Source organism: Sphingomonas sp. BK580 (assembly GCF_014194975.1).
Classification (GTDB): Bacteria; Pseudomonadota; Alphaproteobacteria; order Sphingomonadales; family Sphingomonadaceae; genus Sphingomonas.
On sequence record NZ_JACIAY010000002.1, the window covers coordinates 446,315 to 471,511 of the forward strand.

22 protein-coding genes and 1 tRNA gene are annotated in these 25,197 nt (G+C 66.6%); 13 read left to right on the plus strand and 10 right to left on the minus strand.

All coding sequences use genetic code 11. The features are described from left to right. Positions 1-413: 413 nt before the first annotated feature. Together FHY05_RS22860 and FHY05_RS05395 are read left to right on the plus strand one after the other, a co-directional pair. Entirely contained in the window at positions 414-665 is a 252-nt protein-coding gene (locus tag FHY05_RS22860; RefSeq protein WP_183943356.1) for a helix-turn-helix transcriptional regulator, read from the plus strand. An 892-nt stretch (positions 666-1,557) separates the two neighbouring features. Further along, a complete protein-coding gene (locus FHY05_RS05395; protein WP_183943357.1) occupies positions 1,558-2,067 on the plus strand; it encodes a hypothetical protein in 510 nt (169 codons plus the stop codon). Between the two features lie 32 nt (positions 2,068-2,099). Here FHY05_RS05395 and FHY05_RS05400 read toward each other — a convergent pair whose 3' ends face one another. Further along, positions 2,100-2,258, minus strand: a complete 159-nt coding sequence (locus tag FHY05_RS05400; RefSeq protein ID WP_183943358.1) for a hypothetical protein — start codon at positions 2,256-2,258, stop codon at positions 2,100-2,102. 788 nt (positions 2,259-3,046) lie between these two features. Here FHY05_RS05400 and FHY05_RS05405 point away from each other — a divergent pair. The 4 genes from FHY05_RS05405 to FHY05_RS05420 all read left to right on the plus strand — a co-directional run bounded on the left by FHY05_RS05405 (position 3,047) and on the right by FHY05_RS05420 (position 6,091). After that, on the plus strand, positions 3,047-3,652 hold the full coding sequence (locus FHY05_RS05405) for a hypothetical protein (protein WP_183943359.1): 606 nt from the start codon (positions 3,047-3,049) through the stop codon (positions 3,650-3,652). A gap of 253 nt (positions 3,653-3,905) precedes the next feature. After that, positions 3,906-4,805: a phosphatase PAP2 family protein gene (locus tag FHY05_RS05410; RefSeq protein ID WP_183943360.1), complete on the plus strand. Its 900-nt coding sequence runs from the start codon at positions 3,906-3,908 to the stop codon at positions 4,803-4,805. Positions 4,806-4,896: 91 nt separating this feature from the next. Further along, a complete protein-coding gene (locus tag FHY05_RS05415) occupies positions 4,897-5,079 on the plus strand; it encodes a hypothetical protein (protein ID WP_183943361.1) in 183 nt (60 codons plus the stop codon). 85 nt (positions 5,080-5,164) lie between these two features. Beyond that, a complete protein-coding gene (locus FHY05_RS05420) occupies positions 5,165-6,091 on the plus strand; it encodes a hypothetical protein (protein WP_183943362.1) in 927 nt (308 codons plus the stop codon). Positions 6,092-6,688: 597 nt separating this feature from the next. On the opposite strand, the gene FHY05_RS05425 is transcribed toward FHY05_RS05420, so the two are convergent. Beyond that, on the minus strand, positions 6,689-6,886 hold the full coding sequence (locus FHY05_RS05425) for a hypothetical protein (protein ID WP_183943363.1): 198 nt from the start codon (positions 6,884-6,886) through the stop codon (positions 6,689-6,691). 208 nt (positions 6,887-7,094) lie between these two features. On the opposite strand from FHY05_RS05425, the gene FHY05_RS05430 reads away from it, so the two are divergent. The 3 genes from FHY05_RS05430 to FHY05_RS05440 all read left to right on the plus strand — a co-directional run bounded on the left by FHY05_RS05430 (position 7,095) and on the right by FHY05_RS05440 (position 13,614). After that, the gene (locus tag FHY05_RS05430; RefSeq protein WP_183943364.1) at positions 7,095-7,958 is read left to right on the plus strand and encodes a hypothetical protein; all 864 of its coding nucleotides are present in this window, start codon (positions 7,095-7,097) and stop codon (positions 7,956-7,958) included. Between the two features lie 86 nt (positions 7,959-8,044). Then, complete coding sequence (locus FHY05_RS05435; protein ID WP_183943365.1) at positions 8,045-9,085, plus strand: hypothetical protein; 1,041 nt, start codon at positions 8,045-8,047, stop codon at positions 9,083-9,085. After that, positions 9,082-13,614, plus strand: a complete 4,533-nt coding sequence (locus FHY05_RS05440; protein ID WP_183943366.1) for a thermonuclease family protein — start codon at positions 9,082-9,084, stop codon at positions 13,612-13,614. Before FHY05_RS05435 ends, FHY05_RS05440 begins: the two co-directional genes overlap by 4 nt. Before the next feature lie 545 nt (positions 13,615-14,159). Here the strand turns inward: FHY05_RS05440 and FHY05_RS05445 are convergent. From FHY05_RS05445 to FHY05_RS05465, 5 genes are all read right to left on the minus strand, one after another. Next, the gene (locus FHY05_RS05445; RefSeq protein ID WP_183943367.1) at positions 14,160-14,630 is read right to left on the minus strand and encodes a Panacea domain-containing protein; all 471 of its coding nucleotides are present in this window, start codon (positions 14,628-14,630) and stop codon (positions 14,160-14,162) included. A 341-nt stretch (positions 14,631-14,971) separates the two neighbouring features. After that, positions 14,972-15,047: transfer RNA gene (locus FHY05_RS05450), tRNA-Thr, on the minus strand. A 17-nt stretch (positions 15,048-15,064) separates the two neighbouring features. Then, positions 15,065-15,928: a hypothetical protein gene (locus FHY05_RS05455; protein ID WP_183943368.1), complete on the minus strand. Its 864-nt coding sequence runs from the start codon at positions 15,926-15,928 to the stop codon at positions 15,065-15,067. Next, the gene (locus FHY05_RS05460; protein WP_183943369.1) at positions 15,925-17,286 is read right to left on the minus strand and encodes a serine hydrolase; all 1,362 of its coding nucleotides are present in this window, start codon (positions 17,284-17,286) and stop codon (positions 15,925-15,927) included. Before FHY05_RS05460 ends, FHY05_RS05455 begins: the two co-directional genes overlap by 4 nt. Further along, positions 17,270-18,586, minus strand: coding sequence for a replication-associated recombination protein A (locus FHY05_RS05465; RefSeq protein ID WP_183943370.1), 1,317 nt, complete (start codon positions 18,584-18,586; stop codon positions 17,270-17,272). Before FHY05_RS05465 ends, FHY05_RS05460 begins: the two co-directional genes overlap by 17 nt. A gap of 120 nt (positions 18,587-18,706) precedes the next feature. On the opposite strand from FHY05_RS05465, the gene FHY05_RS05470 reads away from it, so the two are divergent. Together FHY05_RS05470 and FHY05_RS05475 are read left to right on the plus strand one after the other, a co-directional pair. Continuing rightward, entirely contained in the window at positions 18,707-19,312 is a 606-nt protein-coding gene (locus FHY05_RS05470; protein WP_183943371.1) for a PadR family transcriptional regulator, read from the plus strand. Next, the gene (locus FHY05_RS05475; protein ID WP_183943372.1) at positions 19,309-19,599 is read left to right on the plus strand and encodes a DUF2218 domain-containing protein; all 291 of its coding nucleotides are present in this window, start codon (positions 19,309-19,311) and stop codon (positions 19,597-19,599) included. The genes FHY05_RS05470 and FHY05_RS05475 overlap by 4 nt, the downstream gene beginning before the upstream one ends. Before the next feature lie 100 nt (positions 19,600-19,699). On the opposite strand, the gene FHY05_RS05480 is transcribed toward FHY05_RS05475, so the two are convergent. Further along, positions 19,700-20,878 carry a glycosyltransferase family 1 protein gene (locus FHY05_RS05480; protein WP_183943373.1) on the minus strand — a complete coding sequence of 393 codons (1,179 nt, stop codon included), beginning with the start codon at positions 20,876-20,878 and terminating at the stop codon, positions 19,700-19,702. Between the two features lie 55 nt (positions 20,879-20,933). Continuing rightward, the gene (locus FHY05_RS05485; RefSeq protein WP_183943374.1) at positions 20,934-22,709 is read right to left on the minus strand and encodes a cation:proton antiporter; all 1,776 of its coding nucleotides are present in this window, start codon (positions 22,707-22,709) and stop codon (positions 20,934-20,936) included. A 140-nt stretch (positions 22,710-22,849) separates the two neighbouring features. Here FHY05_RS05485 and FHY05_RS05490 point away from each other — a divergent pair, with 140 nt between their 5' ends. Further along, positions 22,850-23,323, plus strand: a complete 474-nt coding sequence (locus tag FHY05_RS05490) for a hypothetical protein (protein WP_183943375.1) — start codon at positions 22,850-22,852, stop codon at positions 23,321-23,323. 43 nt (positions 23,324-23,366) lie between these two features. On the opposite strand, the gene FHY05_RS05495 is transcribed toward FHY05_RS05490, so the two are convergent. Beyond that, on the minus strand, positions 23,367-24,587 hold the full coding sequence (locus FHY05_RS05495) for an NADP-dependent isocitrate dehydrogenase (RefSeq protein WP_183943376.1): 1,221 nt from the start codon (positions 24,585-24,587) through the stop codon (positions 23,367-23,369). 191 nt (positions 24,588-24,778) lie between these two features. Between FHY05_RS05495 and FHY05_RS05500 the strand changes: the two genes are divergently transcribed. Further along, on the plus strand, positions 24,779-25,141 hold the full coding sequence (locus tag FHY05_RS05500) for a hypothetical protein (RefSeq protein ID WP_183943377.1): 363 nt from the start codon (positions 24,779-24,781) through the stop codon (positions 25,139-25,141). Positions 25,142-25,197 lie beyond the last annotated feature (56 nt).

Sequence of the window (25,197 nt, forward strand, 5' to 3'; positions counted from 1 at the left end):
GCGATCGACAGTGGCGCCCTTAGCCTCGCTGGCGAGGGCGGCGCCCCCGGCAACGATAGCGGCGCCAGCGGCGTATGCGGCAGCCCCGGTGAGGAGCTGCCGGCGGTTGGTAGCGGCCATGTCAGCGACCCTCCACGATCGGAGCGGCGTGCGCTTCGCTGACGACAGCCAGGCCAGCACCCGCAGCAGCGGCGCCAGCGATGTAGGCGGTGACAATGATGAGGGCGCGTAGAACCGCACGCCCGGACGTGATAGCACGTTCCATAGTCGTATCCCTTCGACGGAGGGTCTGCGATCAGGCTCGGTGGTGGTGTTGGTAGCACCTCACCGAGCCGCTTCCGCTTCAAGCGGTGATATGAAACATATCGCGCAAGCTGCTTGCGTCAAGCCCCTTTCGATATTATTCCTATCGTATGCAATTCAACGATCGCCTGTGTAAGGCCGCGCGAGCACTTCTCGACTGGACCGCTGAGGATCTCGCGAAGGCCGCGTCCATAGGGGTCGCCACGATCCGTAGGTTTGAGACAGGCGCCGAAATCCGAGCTGAGACGAGCATCGCGATCCAAGGTGCGCTTGAGACCGGCGGCGTCGAATTTGTAGAGGCTGGCGCAACGATGCGGCCGGGTAAGTCGGCGGCGGGGCCCGGTGTCCGTCTTCGGGCGTGATGCTGCATGCTTGGGGCTACATAGTTGCTCACCCTACCGGTAGCTCTCGCGCTTGCGCTCGGCTCCATGCAGCCGTCTGCTGAGCCGTTGAAGGGCGAGCTTCAAGCCGCGATCTGGTACGATCTCGAAGTTAACTCATGGATCGGCAACGGCAGCTTGCTCGCATCTCTCTGGTATCAGGCAGGAGAGGATGGCGTGCCAGACCTACACATACGTAACTTGGTCTGTGACGACGGTCGAGGAAAGCGGCGCTGCGCCTTCGACCTCATCAGGGATGGTGGACCTAAGGACGTTCGGGGTCAGACCGCGCCGGATCGTCTACGGTGCAGAGCGACCTTCAAACGGCAACACGCCAGCTGGGCGGTCGAACACACACCGCCTCGTGGGCCGGGTCACAGCAGGACCTTGTTGCAGTGCAAGGAGGGCGCCTGACTGACGCATATGCTTCTGCGCTGCATAATGGTACGCTCTCGACGTCAACCGGCCAAGTGGAGCGGATGCAGCGATGCTGATGTGGCTCGTTCTACAAGCGGCCATCGCAGGTCCAGCGCTCGAGAAGCCTCGACCGCCCGCTCGTCCCTGCGAGAGTGTCGCAGCCGGGAGCGAGGTGGTGGTTTGTGGTCGTGTTCCCGACCAGGAGGCATTCCGGCTGCGAGCGATACCAGAGCGCTATGACTCGAACCCAGCAGCGCTGCCGAAAGCTGAAACCTCGATCCTAGGTGGTCGTGCGAAGCTCGCTGCGGAGACCGAGCAGGCGGGCGTAGGCGGCTTTGTCAGCAACAGGGGCATGGTGCGGCTCAAGATCCCACTTGGGCGGAGGTAACGCGCTGGAGGTGCTGCTGTGATACTCAGTTTGAATGGGTGGCCTGGAGTCGGTAAGCATACAGTCGGCATGAAGATTTCCACTCGCCTACATGCGCGGCTTCTAGACAATCACACGCTGATTAATCCAGCGAAGGCGCTATTCGCGTATGGTAGCCCGGATTACTATGAGCTGATCCAAGGCGTGCGGAAGGCTGCATTTCGATCTGCTGCCCGGCTTCCCCGCGATGTGTCGATCATCCTCACCAACGTTTTAGCTTCAGGAGGGCCAAGCGACTACGCATTTGAGCATTGGCAGGCCATTCGTGCCCTTGCGACCGAGCGGAAGGTTCCTCTTCTATCCGTAACACTGGACTGTGAGCCCGGTGAGCAGGCCCGCAGGATGGTTGCCGCAGACCGCAAGTCACGGATGAAGATGACGGATCCAAGTGTGATCCAAACGCTGCGAGAGAGCCGAAGATTGTTTGATGACGGAGCCGATCACCGACTCTCGATCGATAACACGCGCCTGAGCGCGAGCGGGTGCGCAGACCAAATACTAAGGTGGATTAAGGAAATGGGCGGATTGGGCGATCGGTAGTTACCACCTATCCCAAGCTATGAAGATGGCAATCAGGCACGTGGCCAGCGAGCGTGTTCAGCAAGCTCCGCGTAGATTGCAGCGCGCTCTAGTAGATGCCGCCGTTCTTCCTCGCTGGTGGCTTTTTTGGCGGCGGCTAGCGCAGCTTCCGCAAGCGCGACCCAATCTTCAATTGTAGGTTTGTCATTCATGCTGCATCCCGGCCGTTGTTTTCCATCGGACCCGATTGGCTCGAAGCAGCGGTGCGGCACGGCCGCTTAACCTGAGCTAAACGCCGGTGTCCAGATAGGTCCAAAATGACCCGGTTTTCCTACGACGGTCCAGATGATGGCTTCTCGTTATGGACGCATAACGGCGAGATCCTTGATCCCCATCAATCCAGTCGATTATCGGCGGCGCCCTCATCCACGCCGGGAGGCTCCGCTCGTTCCATGTTTCGATGACCCGTCTTCGGCACTACAGTGTGTTCGGTGGCTCCGACAGCCGGTCAATCGTAAGCGTGTCGCTTGGCGTCACGACCATACGCGCGGAAAGCAGGCGCCGCGGCCGGCTTTTACCTTACGAGTATGTCCTCGTGGACGCTCCAGGTGGCACGCAGGCGTTCGTGCCTCGTCGCAACTCCGACCTTCTGGCGGCCTTATCCGAGTGCGAGCCCTGTGCTGGTGACCGAGAATGGGAGACGCTGTCGGCTGAAGTGGAACGAAGACGCCTCGTTGCCTCTTCCGTTTCGGAAACGGTGTAACGCCGTTACGTTTGTCACGCGAGGCTCGCGAGTGCAGGTGTCGACGCCTGTCCGCTTCACCGCACTCTTTAGAGATGGCTCGGACGAGGTGCTCATTCAGGGCGGGCTTGCTCAAGGCCTTGCGGGCGGAGGCTTGGTAGTTACCTCCGTAGCGAAGCACGCTGTGAGGGTGTCAACCCGATCGTAAGCTGCCGCTTCCTATGCGCCGCGTGCGTCATAGCAAGGGGTTGTTGGTTGATGCGTAAGTGGGTGAAACAGCTGCTCATCGCCATTCTGGTTACGGCGGCATCATTCGCCTTGGGAACGGCAGTGTCTCACGTGTCCGTGTTCGCACGGCCGTGCGGCTGCGGCCAAGCCGACGCGAACTTCGTAGGGTTGTGCCTCTGTCTTATAGGCGCTGCGAGTCTGCTTTATGCTTTCAGCAAGGAGGCAACAACGTGGGGCACGACCCCTGCACGTGGTCGGCTCAACATGGCGCTCGGTGGCCTATGCGGGCTGCTGGCAGGAATAATGCTGATTGCGCTTGGAGCGGCCTACCCGGGTGGTCCGCTTGGCCAGAACATCGCGATTGCCATCCTGATCGTAGCCGTGGTTGGCACGACAGCGGCCGAGCACCTGATGAGGCGCGGCTATTCAGCCGAGCGCCGGCTTAGGAACGATCAACTCGCGCTCCGCACTTCTCGCGTGGGCGGCCCGCTACTGCTGGCGTGGGCGGGCTTAGCCCAGATAGGTTTGCCAGTAAGGTTCACAGCGCTCAACCTCCTTACTGCGCTGTACGCACTCTCTTTCGTGATCGCGACTGCTTCTGGATTGGCGCGTATGAGGTCACAAGCCGCCGACTGAGACATGTAGCTTTCCGCGGCAAGTTACTTGGCCGTTCTACCGGAACACTGGATTGCTTTGAGGGAGCGTCACGCGTTACGTCACGGTGGCGCTACAGTGCAGTCCATGAACTGTCCGCGGACAGTCGCGTGACGTTGCGTGACACGTGCGCAGGTCTGCGGGGTGCAGCGGCTGCGAGGTGTGTCGGGTCATGCTTCATTGCCCGCAATCCCCCTTAACGCGTGCTCAACCAGCCTCGGCTACGAGCACCGTCATGGTCATGCTCAGCGCCACCGGCCTAGCCCTGAGTCCGCGAATGCGCGCTAAGCCCGCGTTCTATGACACGGCGAGCGCTCCAGCCTACCTGATCACGGGTTTGCTCACCTGCATCGTTGGCGTTGTGGTCCTGTCCGGCCGGTTCTCTCTCGATGCGAGCTGGGCGACTGATCTTGCAGGCGTATGGGCGCTCTCGGTGGCGTTTGCGTGGCTGCTGCGACGCACCGATTTTCCGCGCATCGCAGGCTTCGTCGAAGCGCTCGCCATCTTCTGCGGTCTCGCGATCCTGGCTCCGCTCTGCGCGGTCGTCATGGCATCTACTAACCTACCGCTGGCCGATGATGCGCTACGTCGGGCCGACGCCTACCTCTTCGGTTTCGATCGCATCGTGGTGGCATCGTGGCTCGAACCAAGGTCAACCGCCTCACGCAGCTGGGGTTTGATCTACAATAGCCTCACACTCCAGCCCATCGTGCTACTCGGCGCCTTGTTCCTAAGCAGGCGCAGCCATCGAGCCTGGACGCTACTCACCGCGTGGGGAGCAGCGCTGTTTCTGTCACTCACCATCTTTCCTCTATTCCCAGCCTTCGGCACACCGCCCTACGTGCTCGACTTCGTCGACGTGCTAAAAGGGGCACGAAACGGCAATCTGCGCCTGTTGGGGATCGGTGCCCTTACCGGGATCATCACCTTTCCAAGCTTCCATGCTGCCGCCGCTACGATGCTCGGGTGGGGTTTCCTCACGTTCGGCCGCCGGGCTTGGCCTATGGTCGCGCTCAACGTCGCGATGTTTGCGTCCGCGCTGGTCGTTGGCGGCCATTACCTGGTGGATTTGCCCGCAGGCGCCCTGGTGGCGGTCACGTCCATCATGGCTGCGCGTGCATGTGCTCGCAAGTGACAGCTTGATCCACCTTGGAGCGTCCCTCTTGCGCGGTCATCCCCGCCGTGATCATGCCGTCATCGCATCCAACGATCGAGGGAGTCGCGGCATGCAGGTTAACGCTGAGGGTGAAGACACCGAGTCAGAGCGCGCCGAGGTTCACTTTCTTGCCGCGTTGCTGGACGAGCTGATGCGCAAGGTGCTTGCAGCCGGCGTGCTGACGCAAGCTCAATTGAACGAGGTCGAGGAGGCTGCGGCGAAGCGGGTCGGCGGTGTGCCTCGCGCTTGGTGACGTGCGTTAGGCGAGGCACTGGTTATCAGAACCCGGTCTTAAACTCCGCTGGTGAGGGAAGCTCGATTTGTTCGGGAGCGGCTTGATGATTGCGATTAGAAGACGTGTCGCATTCTTCCTGGTCGGTTTTCTGGTAGCAGTTTTGGTTGCGGGATCGGCTATCGCATGGGTGCTCTGGCCGGGCTCTCCTAGCCTCCCAACCTATAGCTGGCAGCAAACCTCCGAGTCGGATTTCGAACCAGGAGGTGAGGCATGTAAGCTTGGCGCCCTCCGGCGCCTCAAGTCAGACGATGAGCGCTCGCGTCGACAGGATGAATGCGCAGCGCTCATTGAGCAGCATCGTATCAGTACTAACGATCTTAAACAGCAGACCAGGGCGGCTGATGCCGCCGCCGCGGCCGTGTGGATCGCTGAGTGGCAATCCAAGGCTACCGTCTTCGGTCTGATCGTAGGTTTGTACACACTCGCAGCGGCGGCAGCTGCGGCTATTTTTGCTAAGCGGGCAGCAGACGAGGCGAAAAGAAGTGCCGATGCGGCTGAGAGGTCGATACTTGAGACCCAGAGGATTGGAGAGGCGCAAGTCCGTGCATACCTGTCCGTTTTAAGCGTCTCCATCCTGATAAGTTCTGACCTTCAGCTGCGTGCTAAGCTAACATATAAGAATGTCGGCCAGTCTCCTGCCCGGCAAGCTAAGATTGTGTGTACTGCGTCTGTAGCTGCTACACCGCAAATTCGACTGCCAGCTGGTAATGCCCTTACGCACTATCCGGAGACGGTTTCGTCGTCGGCTCCTCCTGCTGAGGTGGAATTTGGAAAAGGATGGTGGAAATATGAGGTTCGCAAACCTGATCGCGGCGCCGTTCATGAGAACGACCTTCGAGTAAATGTCATCGTGACGTACGTGGATGTTTTTGGTCGCCAACACGAGGAGGCGTTTAGGTACTGGGTGCTGAGCTCAATTGTGCTGGATGTTTGGCACGACGCCATTCCGATGCCTAGCGACACTGTGTGATCGCGTCTGCGACACTTTATAGCGGGCAGTAGCGGTGTTTGGTGCTTGATCGCCTACCCAATCCGGCCCAACCTCGGGCAGGTTCGCCTAAGCGATGCGGAGCTTTCCATGATCTGAAGGCTGCGGCAGCGGAGCGCGTCGGTGGCGCGCCCCGTGCTTGGTAGGCATCATCTCCGGCCTTCAGTAGCCTCGCTCGTCTAGCACACCGCCGCACTCATCCAGCTTCTGCTCAAAGCCATGTGACGTGCTGCGCCGCTCGTTCCGCCAGTAGATCGTGACGTGGTACGTTGAGCGGTCGGTGATGCTGGGAGCCCTCTTGGTGACGGAACAGCAACCCGCTTTGATAGCCTGCGCGTTAAAGCCGTTTGGCTCATGACGGCTCGCGGCCCGTGCGAATATCCTTTCTGCGGCTCGCTCTAGAAGCAGCTGTCCGGAAGTCTCGCCCGCGCTGCAAGTTTTCGGACTCTGCTGGCAGGAGGGTAGAAAGCTCAAGGCAGGCAGCAGTGCTGCGATGTGGCTTCCCCGAAACGTTTGGTCCTCACCCTTCAGCGTGCGGCCCAACCGATACCACCAAAGCGTGGCCTCTTGCCACTCGTGTCAAAGACTTAGCCTTCGCCGCTCGACCTCCGCGAACGCATAAGCCGCCAGAGGCGTATCTCGGCGTTCGCGGAAGATGTCAGCGATGTCGAGCAGATCCTCGTCATCCAGCGCCACGATGGAGGCGTGGATGGCGGCGAGGCGAGCGACCGCGTGACTGCCTTGTGCGGCGAGCCGCTTAGTTGCGAGGCGAAGCATAGCGGGTCCCCGGGCAGGAACACAGCGAGGTAGTCGCATCGACACGAGTATGTCTCCCGTTCGATCTGCGCATAGATCTGGGTCAATCGTACATCATCGACGTCCTGACCTCTCTGGACTTTCTGCCTAGGATCTGTTAGCAGCGCCCTGTCTGGTAGACGAAGGAAGCTTCTCGCCCATTCTTCGAACACCGCGACACAACCTGACAATGGTGGTGCGCGTGATCGAGAACAGCGGCGAAGGCGGACTCCCCCAAGTTGAGCTTAAGGCTCGTCCTGTCGTGGGCGATGAGCACCTACAGGCGTTCGGCTCGCCAGCTGCGCTCTCTATCCTTCGTGACATGTGCCTTGAGGCGGCGCAGGAAGGGCGCGCATCCGCGGATGAGAGCATCGCTGCCGCAGTCGTGTACGCTCGCCTTGCCGCTGCCGTGGGCGGTGCGGCGGAAGCGCTGGCGCTCGGCACCCTCCTGCTCGATCGCGCAATAGAAGCCGCCCAGCACGGCGCCTCTGAGCCGGCGACGCTCTACCTTCAGGAAGCCGCAGCTCGCTTCGGCCATGCCGCCAAGTGCGGGATCACCGAGGCGGCGGAGCGGTATGTCGATGTGCTGCGCGACCCTGCGTTCACGCCGCCAGATGACGACACGGCAAGGCTGCTGGTGGCCATCGAAGGTCTGCACCACGACGCTGCTAACGGGGATGACGGCGCCATCGCCGTGATGGTTAGGGGCTGTTTGAACGGCGGTGAGGTGTGCCGCGCTCGTCGTCTGGTTGAGGCCGAGCAGTATGCCCGCCTCGGCGCTGCGAGCGGCACTCCCGGCTCAGCGCTCCGCCTTGTCGACGTTCTTTTCGTGCGGGCGACCGATCCCTGCAATGCGCACGAAACTGCCGAGGTGCGATCCTGGTGGGTCGTTGAGGCGATCTCCATCGCGCACGAGTGGTCGAGTGTCGGTGACGCAACGGCGACGGTCGAGTGCCTGCGCATGGTGGATGAGCTGCCAGCCGACGTGCGGGCCCTGGCGGCGACCGCCTTCCCGCCCACGCTGACATATGTTGAACCTGAGGGGAGTTGCTGAGGATGCTTGTTGGTCGCCGACAGCCGGGCGGCGGGTTCGCGCCCGTGAACGTGCCTGATGAGGAGGGTATGTCGCCCGCGGCGATAATGGCGCTGGCAGCCAACCCGACCGGAGCGCCTGGCGGGCCAAAGCTGAGCACTGCCAATCGGGTCGACCTAGCATCGCGCAAGTCGCGCCCGATCTTCGGTGCGCCCATGTCGGGTGACACCCGCACGCCAGGTGTCGTGCCGGAGATCATACCCGGCTTCGACGGGGCTGAGCCTATGTCGTTTGCTACCCCGCAGGTGGACACCGCCGCCCTTCAAACGCCGCTCGACATCAGCAAGACGAAGGTTCGCGGCCCCGGCTTCAACGAACCCGGCGGCTGGGGAGAGCGCATCCAGCTCCTTGCCGCATCACTGATGAATGCTGGTGGCAACCCGATGGGCGCGCAGTCGATCTACCAGCGCCTCGGTGATCGGCAGCGGCAGCGCTTCGAACAGCAGCAGCAGCAGGCCTCGTGGGCCCGCCAGGATGCTCAGCGCGCCGAGGATCGCCAGTGGCAGGTCGAGGATCGCGACGCGCGGCAGAACGCGCCGCAATACTTCATGAGTGGCCGTGACCGCGTGCAGTACAATCCCGCCACGGGCGACAGCTCGGTCGTTTATGACGGCCCGGAGGATTACGAGGCCTATGCCGGATCGCTTGGTCTCCAGCCCGGCGACGATGGCTACGACACCGCGTTGCAGGACTTCGTTCTGCGAAGCGGCGGGCCTACCGCCATGGCCGGGCGCGAGGCGCTGGAAGGCGTGCGACAGGCCAACCGCGTGCAGATGCGCGGTGTGCCGACCTACCGAGATCTACACCCTCGTTCGCCAGCTTCGCGGGCTGGGAATGGCTCGCCTCCTCGCCAGACGATGGCTGGCACCATGGCGCCTATCCTGGCGAAGGTATCGCGCGGTGAGGCGCTGACGCCTGGCGAGCAGCAGGCGTGGAGCATGTACCGCCCGCGACGGGCGGCGAAGGGCGGACAGGCGCAGCAGGGTAGCGCCGACAATCCCGTGCCGGTCACGACACGCGATGAAGCCATGCGCCTTCCGGCTGGCACCTACTTCCGCAACCCGCAGGGCAAGGTGATGCGCCGGTGAGCGATCGTGACGAGTGGAGCGGCTTTCGCGAAGTCCGCCGTGAGCCTGCCGCTGACGAGTGGGCCGGCTTCGAGCCGGCTGCTCACCCCGCCGCTCCTGCCGCGCCTCTGCGAGCAACGGGTCAGGCGCACGATGGTGACACCTTCCGCCTCCAGGATGGCCGCAACGCTCGCCTGTACGGTGTTGATGCCTTCGAGTTGAGCCAACAGGGCCGCAACGCCGCGGGTCAACCGGTGCCGCTTGGGCAGCAGGCGCGCTCGGCTTTCCTGCCGTTTGTCCAACCTGGTGCCACGGTCACGCCCACGGGTGCCATGACGTACGGTCGCCCGGTCGCCTCTGTGGCAATGGGCGGGCGCGATGCTGGTGCCAGCCTCCTGCATGACGGCATGGCGGTGACCACGCCCGAGTACCTCAAGGGCAACATGCCGCTGCTCGCGCGGTACATGCAGGAAGAGCGGCTGGCGCGGCTCAATCGTCGCGGTGCGTTCGCAGGCACCTTTCAGACGCCTGCCGATTACCGTCACCAGGGACCGAAGTCGGGTGAGTACGGTAACGCGCAGGCGGTGTTCTGGGACGAGCCAACTCCGTCGCAGGGGCTGCCTGAGGCGCAAGAGAAGGGGCTCATGTCCATCTGGCAGGACTTCAGCAAAGGTCCTGCCGATTACGCCGCCTACGCCAAGGCAAACGGCATTCAGGTCGATCCCGAGGCAGCGGCTACGCAGTTCGCCAAGCGCAACCGCGACCGTAACGCAGGCGGCAACGGCATCCCGACCGCCGCGCGTCCGCGCGTGCTCACCGACCTGGGCGACGGGCGGACCGGCGCGGCGCTGCGCGGTTTCGCGGACCCGCTCAACGTTCTCGACGAAGCTGGCGCCGTGGTCGACAGTCTGCTGCCGGGCAGCGAACGTGAGAACGTCTGGGGCAGCAACCGGCGCTTCGGCGACGTGTACGCCAACAACCTGGAGCAGAACCGCTCCATCCTCGACAACGACGAGAAGCAGCACGAGTGGGCTCGCTTTGGCGGGCAGCTCGCGAGCGGGCTGGCCCTGCCCGGAGCGTCGGTCGAGGGCGTCGGCTTCAACGCGGCCCGTGCAGCGCTGCGCGGTGGTGGAAGCCGCTATGCCGCTGAGCAGGCAGCTCGTCGCGCTTTCGTGGGTCGCCTCGCCCTAGCTGGCGCCATCGAGGGCGGCTTGGCTGGCGCTGGTCAGGGCGAGAGCTGGGCTGAACGTGCGCAGGGCGCCGCCATCGGTGCGCCTGCTGGTGGCGCTCTGGGCGTTGGTGCGGGCGTGTTGGCGCCGCGCGTCGCTCAGCTTGTCGGGCGCCCGTTCTCGCGTCTCACGGGTCGCGCTGGGGAGCGTACGGCTGACGACTTCGCGTCGGGCGCTGTCGATGCGGGCAAGGCGATCGGGAACAACGATGCGCTTGACCTACCAGCGCCGAATAGCTTCGGCGCTCCAATGGCCCACGGTGCCTCTCGTGCGATGCCGTCCGAGATCGACCAGCCGTCCATCTACGCACCGGACTTCGACGAGCCGCGCACGCTGGACGTGATCAACGTTGCATCCACTGGTTCGTCGGCCACGCCTGTCACCAACTCGGATCGGCTTGCCGCCGCCAACCGCTTCCTGTCCGGCGACGTCCTCCCGATCTCCGCCAACACGGTCGACGGCGTTGAAGAAGCCGCTCGCATTGAGGGCGGCCGTTATCACACGGTGCGTGCGCCTAACGAAGCCGGAGAGCTGGCCTCTCGCGCCATCCCGCATGCCCGGACCGGCAGCCCGATCAACGTACGCGGGCCGCTAGACCTCTCGTCGTGGCTGCGGATGGAAGGTGGCATCAAGCCGACCGGCAGCGAGCTTGAACACCTTGGCATCACCAATGCGCCGCGCAAAGGTATGGACCTGACAGGCGGCGATCGGTTGGGCCCGCTCGTGACAGAGGACGGCCTGTCCTATGACGACGCCGCCGATCGTGCATGGGAGGCTGGCTTCTTTCCCGACCGCACCGAGCCGCCGAGCATAAACGAGTTTGTCGATGCGCTCGCAGGCACGCACTCGGGACGTGAGCGGCTTTTCCGACCTGACGATCTTCCTGAAGTGGAGGCGTTCAACGCAACTCGGCGACAGCGCTGGGACGTTGAGCAGGCGCAGACGGATGGGGCGCCGCTCACTTCCGATCGTAGCCAGCCTGTTGGCTTGGACGATCTCGACGCCAACGTACCGCCTGTGCGGGCCTATGAAGAATGGGGCGAGAACGCGCCGAACCTCGCCGGCAACATCCGCCTCGACAAGCTCGACAGCCCTCAGGCGATCAAGCGAGCGCTGTCGCAGACGGACAAGGTAGCTGGCGGCTTCGACGCCGCTCGCCGTGGCCGGATCACCCAGGCAGAGACGCAGAGCCTGGCTGCCGAGCTGGGCATGACCGCGGACGATTTGCTGAAGCGCCGCAAGGGACAGGCGTTCAACGCAGAGGAAGCGCTGGCTGCCCGCCAGATCCTCGCTCGCTCGGCGACCGATCTGGTCAACATGGCCAAGCGGATCGCGCGTACCGAGAACGCTGGCGACGAGGCCGAGGCCGCTTTCCGCGAGGCGTGGCTGCGCCATGCCGCCATCCAGGAGCAGGTTTCCGGCATGACCGCGGAGGCTGGCCGTGCGCTCCAGCAGTTCCGCCAGACCGCCGACAGCCGCGACGCTGGGCGTGTGCTCGCCTCTCTGGGCGAGACGCTCGGCGGAAGCGGGCGCCTGAAGGACGTCGCGGAGCGCATCGTTGATCTTGAGGCTGCCGGCACCACGCCGGGCGGGCTGAACCGCTTCGTCGTCAAGGCGCTCTCGCCGACCTGGAAGGACCGGGCGGTCGAGCTTTACATCAACAGCCTACTGTCCGGGCCGCAGACGCATGCGGTCAACATCCTGTCCAATACACTCACCTCACTGGCTCAGCTGCCTGAACACGCTGCCGCGGCCGGCGTAGGAGCGGCCCGGCGTCTGCTGCCAGGGCAGGCCGACACGGATCGCGTGCTCTTCTCTGAGATCGGAGCACGTGCTGCTGGCATGATCAGCGGGGCCAAGGAAGGCATGAGGGCTGCGGCTCGCTCACTCCTCTCTGGCGACGCTGCTGACGCCGCCAGCAAGGTCGAGTCGCAGCAGATGAACGCCATTCCAGGTATGGCCGGCAGCATCATCCGGACGCCGACGCGCCTGCTCACGGCAGAGGACGAGCTGTTCAAAGGTGTAGCGCGCCGCATGGAGCTAAGCGGGTTAGCGATCCGCCAAGCCTCGGCAGAGGGGCTGAAGGGCAGGGCGGCTCGGGATCGAGCGGCCGACCTCGTCCTGAACCCGCCCGACGACATGCTGAAGCAGTCGTTCGACTACGCGCGTTACCTGACGTTCCAGACGCCGCTGGCACACGACAGCTTCGCGGCGGGTGTATCGCGAGCCACCCAGCGCCGGCCTGAGCTGAAGCTGCTGCTGCCGTTTGTCCGTACGCCGATGAACCTCCTCAAGTTCGCAGCGGAACGCTCACCGGTCGCGCCCGTGATGAAGTCGTGGCGCAAGGAAGTGGCTGCGGGTGGTGCTCGCCGTGACCTGGCGCTTGCCCGCATGGCGATGGGCACGGGCATGGGCGCGGCCATGTACGAGATGGCAGCCGACGGGCAGATCACGGGTGGTGGCCCGGCAGATCCGGCGCAGCGCGCCCTGCTGCTGGCGAACGGCTGGCAGCCGTACAGCCTGCGCATCGGCGACCGCTACTACAGCTATGCCCGCCTCGATCCGTTCTCGACGACGATCGGCACCGCGGCAGACCTGCACGAGCTGTCGAACAGCATGACCGACGAGGAGAAGGACGGCTCGGCCACGATGCTCGCTGCTGCCATCCTCAACAACCTGTCATCCAAGACGTGGCTGTCGGGTCTCAGCTCGGCGATCGAAGCGGTGAACGACCCTGACCGCTACCTCCCCAACTTCCTGGCCCGTACTGCTGGGGCCATCGCGGTGCCTTCGATCCTGGCGCAGGCTACTCGTGAGACGGACCCGATCCTGCGCGAGGCGCGCGGCCCCATGGACCGCATCCGCTCGCGCGTGCCGGGGCTTTCGAACGACCTGATGCCCCGTCGTGACGTGATGGGACGCGTCATGGAAGCCGAGGGAGGTATCGGTCCCGACATCATTTCGCCAATCTGGACCGGCACAGCGCGCAATGATCCGACGCTCACCGGCCTGTCGGAGGCTGGCGTGGCGATCAGCCGACCGCAGCGCGCCTACAACGACGCTGGCAAGCGCGTGGAGTGGACGCCGGAGCAGTACGATCGTCTACAGGAGATCACCGGGCAGCTTGCGAAGCCCGATCTCGACACGCTGGTGCGAGCCCGGCCGTGGCGGTCCATGTCGCATGACGATCGTCAGGAGGCAGTCGGCAAGGTCATGAAGAAGGCGCGCGCGGAGGCGAAGGCGAGAGTGCGCCGCAATGTCTTTGGCGCGCCGATGAAGGCGGACGTGGACGAATGGGCGGGGTTCGAGGCGGTGCAGTGATGGCCCTCCGCTACGGCCCGCGCTCTAGCCCATTGATGAAGGCGACTCCGGCTGACGCGAAAGTGCAGGCGCTGGGCGCACCTTAAGCACCGTCGACAGCCTCGCAAGGCTAGCCTAAAATAGAAGGATGTAGATGCAAAGATAGCTTGCCGAGGACGTTTTAAACGTCTTCGGAGTTATCCTCCCGGCCGGAAACCCGTCGACCCGCCGCGACTAATGCGGAACCAATTGCGCCGCTAAATATGAAATCTTTTAAGCGGTTAGTCTCATCCAGCGTCAGAAACCTAGCCGCCTCCGGAGCTGCCATGTTCCAAAAGATAACGACGATTAAAGCGACTATGGAAAGACCTATTATCCATAGCCCCGCTGTAAGCAGATTGTGGACATTTTCGTCCATTCGATCACGGCGCTGAAGTTGATTAACTCGGTTAAGATCCCGGCGACTCGACAGATCGACGCCACGCGCAACAGCGTTCGCCTCAGCTATTGCTGAAGAGCCTTCTTCAACTTCGGAAGCTCTTGGTTCCGGAAGTTGCGTCGGTACTCTACGCGGCGGCCGCGCCACGCTCACGCCATAGCTGTCGATAGTGCTCGCTGATCCGATCGTTTCCGATCACAGCGTTTCGACCGCGCTCATTCCAAGCCTCGTACCAAGGCGATCCAGGAAGGTGTGTCAAATTAGAAAGCTGGACTGCTGAATAGCGCGAGTATGTGTCGTACACGCTTCGTATCAGGGCGTGCTCGTCAGCGCTCAACTGCTGAGGATCATGGTCCGGAATGGGTCGTGTTACCGGACCAGCTCTATACCCCGAAATCGCTCGATACAATGAGGGAACGACCGGTCCGTACTGCCAAGCCTGAGGCTGCTCGTCCAGCAGTTGCTCTTCTAAGAGCGGAAACGCCCATCCGTGCGCGATATAGACGAGCTTGAGCAGTTTCAACGGCGATAGCTCTTCGCCACGCTCCCGCGCGATAGCAAGCATCTCGTTGGCGATTTTCGCTGCGCTGTAGGGCATCCTATCTCTCCAGGACGGCCGCTGCTGCCGGCATGCGATGCCGCGACGCGACTGCCGCTGCGGCTGCCTAAATGGCACTGACATCGGTCTCATTCAACTCAATTCGCGCGTTGCAAACTGAGACGGCTCGGTTCGAAGCGAGCTGAGGCTCCGATATGCAACCGAGCGGGCCTTGGAGGGCATTAAGATCGCGGCCGAGGCGCCGAAGCCCTAACGCTCCCACGAGTTGGCTGGGCAAGAGAGTAGCCGCAGGACCAATCACGCGGCGCTTAGCTGGTGCTTATCCAGATCTCGACGCGCCTTCACCACCCACTGTGTAAAGGGTTCAAACCGCGGAAATTTGGTGCCGGTTGCAGGGATCGAACCCGCGACCTTCGGTTTACAAAACCGCTGCTCTACCAGCTGAGCTAAACCGGCGCGGCGGCCCTCATGCGTCAGGCGACGCCGAAGGTCCAGCCCTCGCTCCGCGCCACCGCCGCGGTGAGCCCGCGCGGCTGCCACAGAGCGGCACTGCCCACCCGCGCGCGCAGCCAGGCGGCGGCGAGGATCGCGTCGGTGGCATGATCGTCGTAGCGCGCGAGCGGCGCATGGGGCGCGCTGCCGAGCGCCGTCAGCGCGGCGTCGAGCGCGGCCGCGTCGCGCAGCTTGCTCCGCCCCTTGCGCAACCCCGCGGCACGCGCCGCGATCGCGGTATAGATCTCCACCACCAATGCGCCTGCCGGCGGGACCGGGTCGAAGGGCCAGACGGCGATACGCCCGCCGAGCTGGTGGAGCAGCCGCATGCCCGCGAAGCTCGCCTTGGCGACCTGCGCGGCGCCGATCGCGTCATAGACGGTGGAGGGCTTGGTGCTGCCGTCATGCGCGACCTCGCACACACGCCAGTGCAGGAAGTCGCGCTTGGCGCCGTCGGCCGCGCCGAGGTAGAAATGGCGTCCGCGCCGCGCCTCGAGGAAGGACGCGGCGCCGAGGTCCTCGTCCGCGCTCGCCGCGTCGACGTAGCGCCACAGCGCGGGCGCGTCGCGCGTCTCGGTCTCGCCGGGCAGATGCGCGCCGCGCGCGACGAAGGGGGCGGAGAAGCTGAAGTCGAACCCGACCAGCATGGCGCGGTCGCGGCGCGTGACGAGCCAGTCGAGCACCTCGGCGCGCGACCAGTCACGGCTCGACGGCGCGACCAGCGCGGGCGCGTCGCTCCCGGGGCCACAGCGCGCCACTGCGATGCCGCGATGCCGACGCCCGCGCGCGCCCGACCAGTCGATCGCGACGAACTCGGTGAAACGGCCGGGCGGCGGCGCGCTCACCGCGCCGCGATCACGTCCGCGGTGAAGCGCGCGACGTCGAAGCGCGCCCCGGTCGGGTCCTCGCCGCGGCGGACCACCACCAGCCGCTCGGACGGCACCACCATGACATATTGGCCGCGGTTGCCCTGCGCCGAGTAGCTCCCCGCTGGCAGCCCCTGGCGCGCGCCGAACAGCCAGATCGAGGCGCCATAGCCCTCGTCGCGCTCGGGCTGGGGCAGGCGCGGGGTCGTCAGGTAGCGCATCCAGCCGGCGGGCAGCAGGCGCCGCCCCTGCCACACGCCGTCCTGCAGCCAGAACTGGCCGAGCCGGGCGAGGTCGCGCGCGGTGGTCCACACCGCGCTGGAGAGCAGGTAATTGCCCTGCCAGTCGCTCTCGACCACCGTGTGCCGCATGCCGAGCGGCACGAGCAGCCGCGCCGGCAGCGCGCGATAGCGCGCCTCGCCGAGCGACGCGCGCAGCGCCCGCACCGCGAGCAGGATATCGTTGTTGGCGTAGCGGAAGTGCGTGCCCGGGCGCGCCGACAACGGCCAGCCGGTGGCCTGCTCGGTCACCGCGGTGCCGCCGAAATACAGCGCGTCGGTGCGGTTGCCGGCGGTGTCGCTGTGGAGCCCCGAGCTCATCCGCAGCAGCTGGTCGAGCGTGATCCGCGCGCGCGGATCGCCGGGGCGGCGCCACTCGGGCACGGTCGCTGGGCGCAGCGGGTCGACCCCGCTCATCCCGACCAGCGTGCCGGTGATGCTCTTCGCCACCGACCAGGTGCGGTTGGGGACATAGGGGCCGAAGCCCTCGCGGTAGCGCTCGGCGACCACCTGACCGTCGCGCAGCACGACGACGCCGAGCGTCTCGGTGCCGCGGCCGTACCCACCCTCGAACGCGCGCGCCACCGCGGCGGCGAGCGCGGGCGCGGGGCGGGGCGCGATGCCCGCGTCGCCGAGCGGCCAGCGCCGCGGGTCGGGGCCGGGCGCGCGCGGCAGGCCGGGCGCGGGGGCGCGCGCGACCGCTTCGGCACCGATCGGCGCGAGCGTGCAGCCCGCGCCCACCGCCCAGCTGGCGTGCCGCGGCGGCTGCGCGGGATCGAAGGCGACGCTCACCGTTCGGCCGGGACGATCGACCCGCGCCGCCAGTGTGGGCACGATCGAGTCATATTCCGGGTAGATGCCGCGCAGCTCGAGCGCCTCGACCTGGCGCTCGCTGCGCCCCGCGGTGAACAGACCGTCGCACAGGTTATAGGCCTTGTACCCCGCCGCGATCGCGCGCGCGTAGCGCTGGTGGTCGTCGTACCGCACCGACTGCGGCGACTGCGCCGCGGCGGGGAGGGCGAGCAGGGCGAAGGGGAGGAGCTTAGTCGCGGTGCGCATGCCGCCGCTCATCCCACCAGGCGAGCCGCTCGGCAACGCGCTTCTCATAGCCGCGGTCGGTCGGCGCGTAGAAGCGCTGCGGCGGCAGCTCGTCGGGCCAGTAGTTCGCGCCCGAGAAGCCGCCCTCGCTGTCATGGTCATATTCGTAGTTCGTGCCGTAGCCGATCTGCTTCATCAGCTTGGTCGGCGCGTTGAGGATGTTGGCGGGCGGCATCAGCGAGCCGGTCTCGCGTGCCACCTTCCACGCCGCCTTCTGCGCGGCATAGACCGCGTTCGATTTCGGCGCGGTGGCGAGATAGACGCAGGCCTGCGCGATCGCCAGCTCGCCCTCGGGTGACCCTAGAAAGTCATAGGCCTCCTTGGCGGCGAGGCATTGCGCCAGCGCCTGCGGGTCGGCCAGCCCGATATCCTCCACCGCGGCGCGCGTCAGCCGCCGCAGCAGGTAGAGCGGCTCCTCGCCCGCGGTGAGCATCCGCGCGAGATAGTAGAGCGCCGCCTGCGGGTCCGAGCCGCGGATCGACTTATGCAGCGCGCTGATGAGGTTGTAATGGCCCTCGCGATCCTTGTCATAGACCGCGACGCGGCGCTGGAGGAAGCTCGACAGGCCGGCGGGGTCGAGCGGAACAGGGAGGTCGACCGAGAAGAGCGTCTCGACCTGGTTGAGCAGGAAGCGACCGTCGCCGTCGGCGCTCGCCACCAGCGCGTCGCGGGCGGCGGAGTCGAGCGGGAGCGGGCGGCCGACCTCGGCCTCGGCGCGCGCGATCAGCTGCTCGAGCGCGGCGCGGTCGAGCCGGTGGAGGATCAGCACCTGCGCGCGGCTGAGCAGCGCGGCGTTGAGCTCGAACGACGGGTTCTCGGTGGTGGCGCCGACCAGCGTCACCGTGCCGTCCTCGACGTAGGGAAGGAAGCCGTCCTGCTGCGCGCGATTGAAGCGGTGGATCTCGTCGACGAAGAGCAGGGTGCGCTTGCCCAGCCGGGCGTGATCGCGCGCCTCGGCGAACGCCTTCTTGAGGTCGGCGACACCGGAGAACACCGCCGAGATCGCGGCGAAGCGCAGCCCCACCGCCTGCGCGAGCAGCCGCGCGATCGTGGTCTTGCCGGTGCCGGGCGGCCCCCACAGGATCATCGACGAGAGCCGACCCGCGGCCACCATCCGCCCGATCGCGCCCTCCGCGCCGGTGAGATGGTCCTGCCCGACGACCTCGTCGAGCGCGCGCGGGCGCAGCCGGTCGGCGAGCGGCGCGTCGGCGGGCGGATCAGGGGGAGCGGCCGGGTCGAGCCCGGCGAACAGGTCGGCCATGACGCGCATGTAGGGGCACGCGGCCGACGCGTCATCTCGCAACCGCAAGATATATCGCAAAGCATCTTGACGACCGCGAACTGCGATATATCTTGATGGCATCGTGACAAGGAGTCGATGATGTTCGGACATATGTATGGGCACGGCCGCCACGGCGGCATGGGGCGCGGCTGCGGGCCGCGCGGTGGCCGCGGCGGCGGCTGGGAGCGGGTCGCGGCGGAGTTCGCGACGCGCTGGGACGAGGCCGCGCGCGGCGGCGGCGGGCGGCGGCGGATGTTCGACGGCGCCGAGCTGCGCCTCGTGCTGCTGAAGCTGATCGCGGACGAGCCGCGCCACGGCTACGAGCTGATCAAGGCGATCGAGGATCTCACCGGCGGCGCCTATGCGCCCAGCCCGGGCGTGGTCTATCCGGCGCTGTCGATGCTGGCCGAGATGGAGCAGATCGAGGAGCAGGCGAGCGAGGGCGCGCGCAAGCGTTTCGCTGCCACCGCGGCCGGGCGCGCGCATCTCGCCGAGCATGAGGCGCAGGTAACCGCGCTGCTCGAGCGGCTCGCCGGGCTGGGCGCCGAGCGCTCGCGCGGCGACCACGCCCCGGTGCGGCGCGCGCTCCACAACCTGCGCTACGCGGTGCAGAACCGGCTGCACGGCGCGCCGGACGAGGAGGAGATGTTCCAGGTCGCCGCGCTGATCGACGAGCTGGCGCAGACGATCGAGCGGCGGAAGTGAGCGTCTCGGTCGCGCGCGTGCCGACGCACTCGGCCAGCCGCTATCTCCAGCAGCTCGCCAAGCACTGGAGCCACAAGATGACGGTCCGCTACTCGGCGGAAGCGGGCGAGATCGACTTCCCCAACGGCGCGCGCCTGGCGATGCGCGCCGACAGCGACACGCTCGACGTGGTGCTCACCGTGCCCGAGGGCGAGGACGTGGCGCGGATGCGCGAGGTGGTGTCGAGCCACCTCGACCGCTTCGCCTTCCGCGAGGCGCCGCTCACCTTCGACTGGCACGAGGGGTGAGATCAGCCGTGCTCCTGCGGACGCAGGAGCCCAGGGTAGCGAGCGTGACGTCCGCGGCCCTGGGTTCCTGCGTGCGCAGGAACACGGGCCTCAAATCACCTCACCGCCCCGCGAGCAGCTCGCGATACACGTCGAGCACCGCCTCGTTGGCGGTGTCCCAGCGGAAGCTCTTGGCGTGCTCGTGCGCGGCCGCGCCCATCGCGCGGCGCCGCGCCGGGTCGCGCGCCAGCGTCGCGATCGCGGCGGCATAGCCCTCGACGTCCCGCGGCGTCACCAGCAGCCCGGTGACGCCGTCGTCGAGCAGGTCGACCGCGCCGGTCGCGCGCGCCGCCACCACCGGCACGCCCGCCGCCATCGCCTCCGACGTCACCTGGCCCCAGGTCTCGGTGACGCTCGGGTTGAACAGCAGGTCCATCGACGCCACCGCGCGGCCGAGGTCGTCGCCGCTCTGGAAGCCGGCGAACGCGGCCTGCGGCACGCGCTCGGCGAACCAGTCGCGCGCGGGGCCCTTGCCGACGATCAGCACGCGGTGCCGGATCCCCATGGCGTCGAGCCGCGCCAGCACGTCCGCGAAGACGCCGAGCCCCTTCTCCAGCACCAGCCGCCCGAGGAAGCCGATCGCCAGCTCGTCGTCGGCGATGCCGAGCGAGCGTCGCCACGCCAGGTCGCGCGCGGAAGGATGGAAGCGGCGGTGGTTGACGCCGCGACCCCAGAGCGAGACCGGCGTGGTCACGCCCAGCCCGCGGATCACCTCCGCCATCGACGGGGTCGGCACCAGCACGCGGTCGGCGCGATCGTAGAAGCGGCGCAGGATCCACTTGATCGCGGGCTGCACCGCGGCGAGGCCGTAATATTCGAAATAGGTCTCGAAGCGCGTGTGCACCGCCGACACCACCGGGATGCCGTGCCGCCGCGCCCAGGTCACCGCGGCGTGGCCGAGGAACTCGGGCGACGAGACATGGACGATATTGGGCGCGAACGCTTCCAGGTCGCGGCGCGGGCGCGCGGGCAGGCCACGCCCGAGCTTATATTCGCCGCGCCCGCCGGGCATCGGGATGGCGGGCACGTCGACGACGGTGCCGCGCGCCTCGAACGCCGGGGTCGGCGTGGTCGGCGAGTAGACGCGCACCGCCACGCCGCGGTCGAGCAGGTGGCCGACCAGCAGGTTCTGCGCCTGGTTGGCGCCGTCGCGGACGTAATTGTAGTTTCCGCTGAAGAAGGCGACGCGCGGCGACGGGGCGCTGCCGTCGGCGGCAGAGGGGGCGGGAGGCGAGCTCATCGCGCGCCCGCTAGCCCGATTCTGCGGCAAAATCGCGGCTGATCGGCATCGCGGGTCAGGCCGGCTCGATCTCGTCGCTGCGCCGCAGCCGGCGGATGCGCGGCTCGCGATCGAGCATCGCGACGCGCCGGATCGTCTGGCGCAGCTCGTCGCGCTTGTCGTGGATCGACGCGATCACCCGACCCATCGCCACGCCGAGATCGACCAGCACCGCCTCGGACAGCTGGAGCGAGCTCTCCAGCGTCTCGGGCACCGCGTCGGTGACGCCGGCCTTGTACAACTCGGCGGCATGGACGGTGTCGCGCGCGCGCGCGATGATCGGCAGCTCGGGGAAAGCCTCGCGCAGCCGCCGCGCCAGCCGCACCGTCAGCACGGGGTCGTCCATCGTCAGGATCAGCGCGCGCGCGCTGGCGAGATCGAGCCGATCGATCAGCTCGGCGCGCGAGACGTCACCGAACACCACGGGATAGCCCGCGGCGCGCGCCTCCGCGACCGCGTCGATATCGGCCTCCACCGCGACGAACGGCTGCTGGTGGCGCGCCAGCATGTCGGCGACGAGCTGACCGACGCGACCGAAGCCGAACACCACCGCGCGCGTGCCCTGCTCGGCCGAGACCGCGTCGGGCAGAGGGTCGCGTCCCTCGATCCGGCGCGACACGACGCGACCCAGCTTGGCGAGCAGCGGCGTGATCGTCAGCCCGATGGCGGTGACGGTCTGCCAGAAGGCGGCGGTGGAGCCGAGGATCAGCTGCGCCTGCGCCGCGGTGGCGAGCACGATCAGCGTCGTCTCCGACGGGCTGCCCATCAGCAGGCCGGTCTCCAGCGCGATGCCGCGGCGCGCGTTGGCGACCCGCAGCAGCAGGTAGGTCACCATCGTCTTGGCGCTCACCACCCCGATCACCGCGGCGAGCAGCGACCCCCAGTTGGCGAGGATCAGCTTGAGGTCGAGGCTCATCCCCACGGTGATCAGGAACACGCCGAGCGCGAGGCCCTTGAACGGCGCGGTCATCACCTCGACCTCGCTGTGATACTCGGTCTCCGCGATCAGCAGCCCGGCGAGCAGCGCGCCGACGATCGGCGACAGCCCGGCCGCGGTGGTGGCCACGCTGGCGACGATCACCACCAGCAGCGAGGCGGCGAGGAACAGCTCGGGGCTCTTGGTGCGCGCCGCCTGCGCGAACAGCCGGGGCAGCACCAGCCGGCCGCCGACGTACATCGCCACCACCGTGAGCGCGCCGCGCAGCGCCACGCCGGCGATACCGACCCAGCCTGCCGCCGCGGTCGGCGCCATCGCGCCGAGCGAGAAGATGATCGGCACCAGCGCGAGGTCCTGGAACAGCAGGATGGCGAAAGCGCCGCGCCCGACCGGGCTGGACGTGCCGACCAGCGGCAGCACCAGCGCGGTGCTCGACAGCGCGAGTGCGAGCCCGAGCCCGGCCGAGCCGCTCCAGTTCTGGCCGAGATAGTGGAGCGTGACGCCGATCAGCAGCGCCGAGCCGAGCAGCTGCATCGGCCCGGTGCCGAAGACGAGGCGTCGCATCGCCCAGAGGCGCCGGAACGAGAGCTCGAGCCCGATCGAGAACAGCAGCAGCACGATGCCGAACTCGGCGAAGGGCTCGATCGCCTCTGGATCGGAGATGGTGAGGTAGTAGAGCCAGGGCGCGCGCGGCACGAGCGCGCCGAGCCCGGCGGGACCGACGAGCACGCCGACGAGGATGAAGCCGATCACCGGGCTGATGCGAAAGCGCGCGAACGCCGGGATGACGAGCCCCGCCGCGCCGAGGATCACGAGCGCGTCGCTGAAGCCCTCATTCTGAAGTCCGATTGCCATGATAGGGGTTGTAAGCGGGATGGAGCGCGCTTGTCGCGTCGTGCCCGGAGAAAAAGTGAGTCGCCGGGGCGCGTGCCCGGTCACGCTTCCTTAAGCGGCGCTGGGCCAGGACCGACGGCTTCGCCGGAAGGATCGCTCCCATGTTCTCGCTTCTGCTCGTCGCGCAGGTGCTCGCGACCGCCCCGCCGCCCCCGCCCGTCTACGTGATGATCGACGAGCCGCAGCGCGAGCGCGGGAGGGGCAACGGTGAGCGTGTCCGGCTCGGCGTTGTGATGCGCGCGGGGAACACGACCATGTGGGACGGGACCTTGTGGGTGTCGGCGCGGAACATCAGTAGCTTTCGCCAGTCGATCCAGGAGGCCCAGCCCGTCGCCTGTCCGCGCGCCGCGGCCTATCCCTATGCCGCGCAGAACGAGGTGAGCGTTCAGCTCGTGCCGCAGGGATCGGGTGAGGCGTCCTCGCTGTCGGTGACGGCCCGCTGGGTACGTCCGGGCGAAGGCGCCTGCGGCGGCGCGAGGACGATCGAGCTGCGCGAGACGGTGCCGATGCCGGACGCCGCCGCGACGGTACTGCGCGGCGACGCCGGTCTGATCGTGGAACTGCGACGGCGCTGAAGCGGCGCTGCATGGGGGCGACGCTCGACCGCCCCCACGCAGATCAGGCCCAGCTGGCCATCTTCTTCTCGAGGTTGACGCGCACCGCCTCGAAGAACTGCTCGGTGGTCATCCACTTCTGGTCCGGGCCGATCAGGATCGCGAGGTCCTTGGTCATGTCGCCGCTCTCCACCGTCTCGACGCAGACCTGCTCCAGCGTCTCGGCGAAGCGGGTGACGTCGGGCGTGCCGTCGAACTTGCCGCGATACTTGAGCCCGCCGGTCCAGGCGAAGATCGAGGCGATCGGGTTGGTCGAGGTCGCCTTGCCCTGCTGATGCTGGCGATAGTGGCGCGTGACGGTGCCATGCGCCGCCTCGGCCTCGATCGTCTTGCCGTCGGGAGTCATCAGCACCGAGGTCATCAGCCCGAGCGAGCCGAAGCCCTGCGCGACCTGGTCGGACTGGACGTCGCCGTCGTAGTTCTTGCAGGCCCAGACGAACTCGCCGTTCCACTTGAGCGCGCTGGCGACCATGTCGTCGATCAGGCGGTGCTCGTAGACGATGCCCGCGGCCTTGAACTGGTCGACGAACTCGCTCTCGTACACCTCGGCGAAGATGTCCTTGAAGCGGCCGTCATAGGCCTTGAGGATGGTGTTCTTGGTCGAGAGGTACACCGGCCAGTTGCGGCCGAGGCCGTAGTTGAGCGAGGCGCGCGCGAAGTCGCGGATCGACTCGTCGAGGTTGTACATGCCCATGGCGACGCCGGCCGAGGGGAAGTCGAACACCTCGTGCTCGATCGTCTCGCCGTTCTCGCCTTCCCACTTCATCGTCAGCTTGCCCTTGCCGGGCACCTTGAAGTCGGTCGCCTTGTACTGGTCGCCGAAGGCGTGACGGCCGACCACGATCGGGTGGGTCCAGCCCGGGATCAGGCGGGGCACGTTCTTCATCACGATCGGCTCGCGGAAGACCACGCCGCCGAGGATGTTGCGGATCGTGCCGTTGGGCGACCGCCACATCTTCTTGAGGCCGAACTCCTCGACGCGCGCCTCGTCGGGGGTGATGGTGGCGCACTTCACGCCGACGCCATACTTCTGGATCGCCTTGGCGCTCTCCACCGTGACGGCGTCGTCGGTGGCGTCGCGATGCTCGATGCCAAGGTCGTAATAGTCGAGGTCGATGTCGAGGTACGGCTTGATCAGGCGCTCGCGGATCCACTCCCAGATGATGCGAGTCATCTCGTCGCCGTCGATCTCCACGACGGGCGTCTTCACCTTGATCTTGGCCATGCCGGTGTCCTTGCTGAGAAGCGTTGCCGCGGTCGATAGGGGCAAGGGCGCGGGGGATCAACCGGCGGCGGGGAGAGAGGTCGCCGATGGCCTCTCGCCGGGGAGGGCGAGGATGTCGCCCGAGCCAGGAGGCAGGAGGGGCCGGCCGCGGCGCGCGGGACCCTTTCGCCCGCGCCGCCGTTCGTGTCGCGATGCGAACGATCCGCTACCCCGCTGTCCTCGCGCTGCTGCCGGCGCCGGCGCTCGCCGATACGCTGCCGCTCACGCGCGGCTATTATGTCGAGAGCGGCACGCCGTGCCGCGGCGCCCCCAACGTGGCGCTGCGTGACTATCAGGGCGACGGGATCGGCTCGAGCAAGGCCGGCCAGTGTCACGCGCGCGTTCTCGCCCGCATCGGTCAGCGCTACACGCTTCGGCAGAGCTGCGTGCAATATGGCGGCCCACGCCAGTACCGCGCCGCCGAGCGGCTCAAGATCCGCGTCGACAGCCGCACCAGCTACACCGACCTGCGCGCCGGCGCGCACTACCGCTGGTGCCGGACGACTAACCTGTGACGGTGACGCCGGCCAGCAAGCGCGTTGTCACCGCGCGCGCCGGTCGATAGGACGAA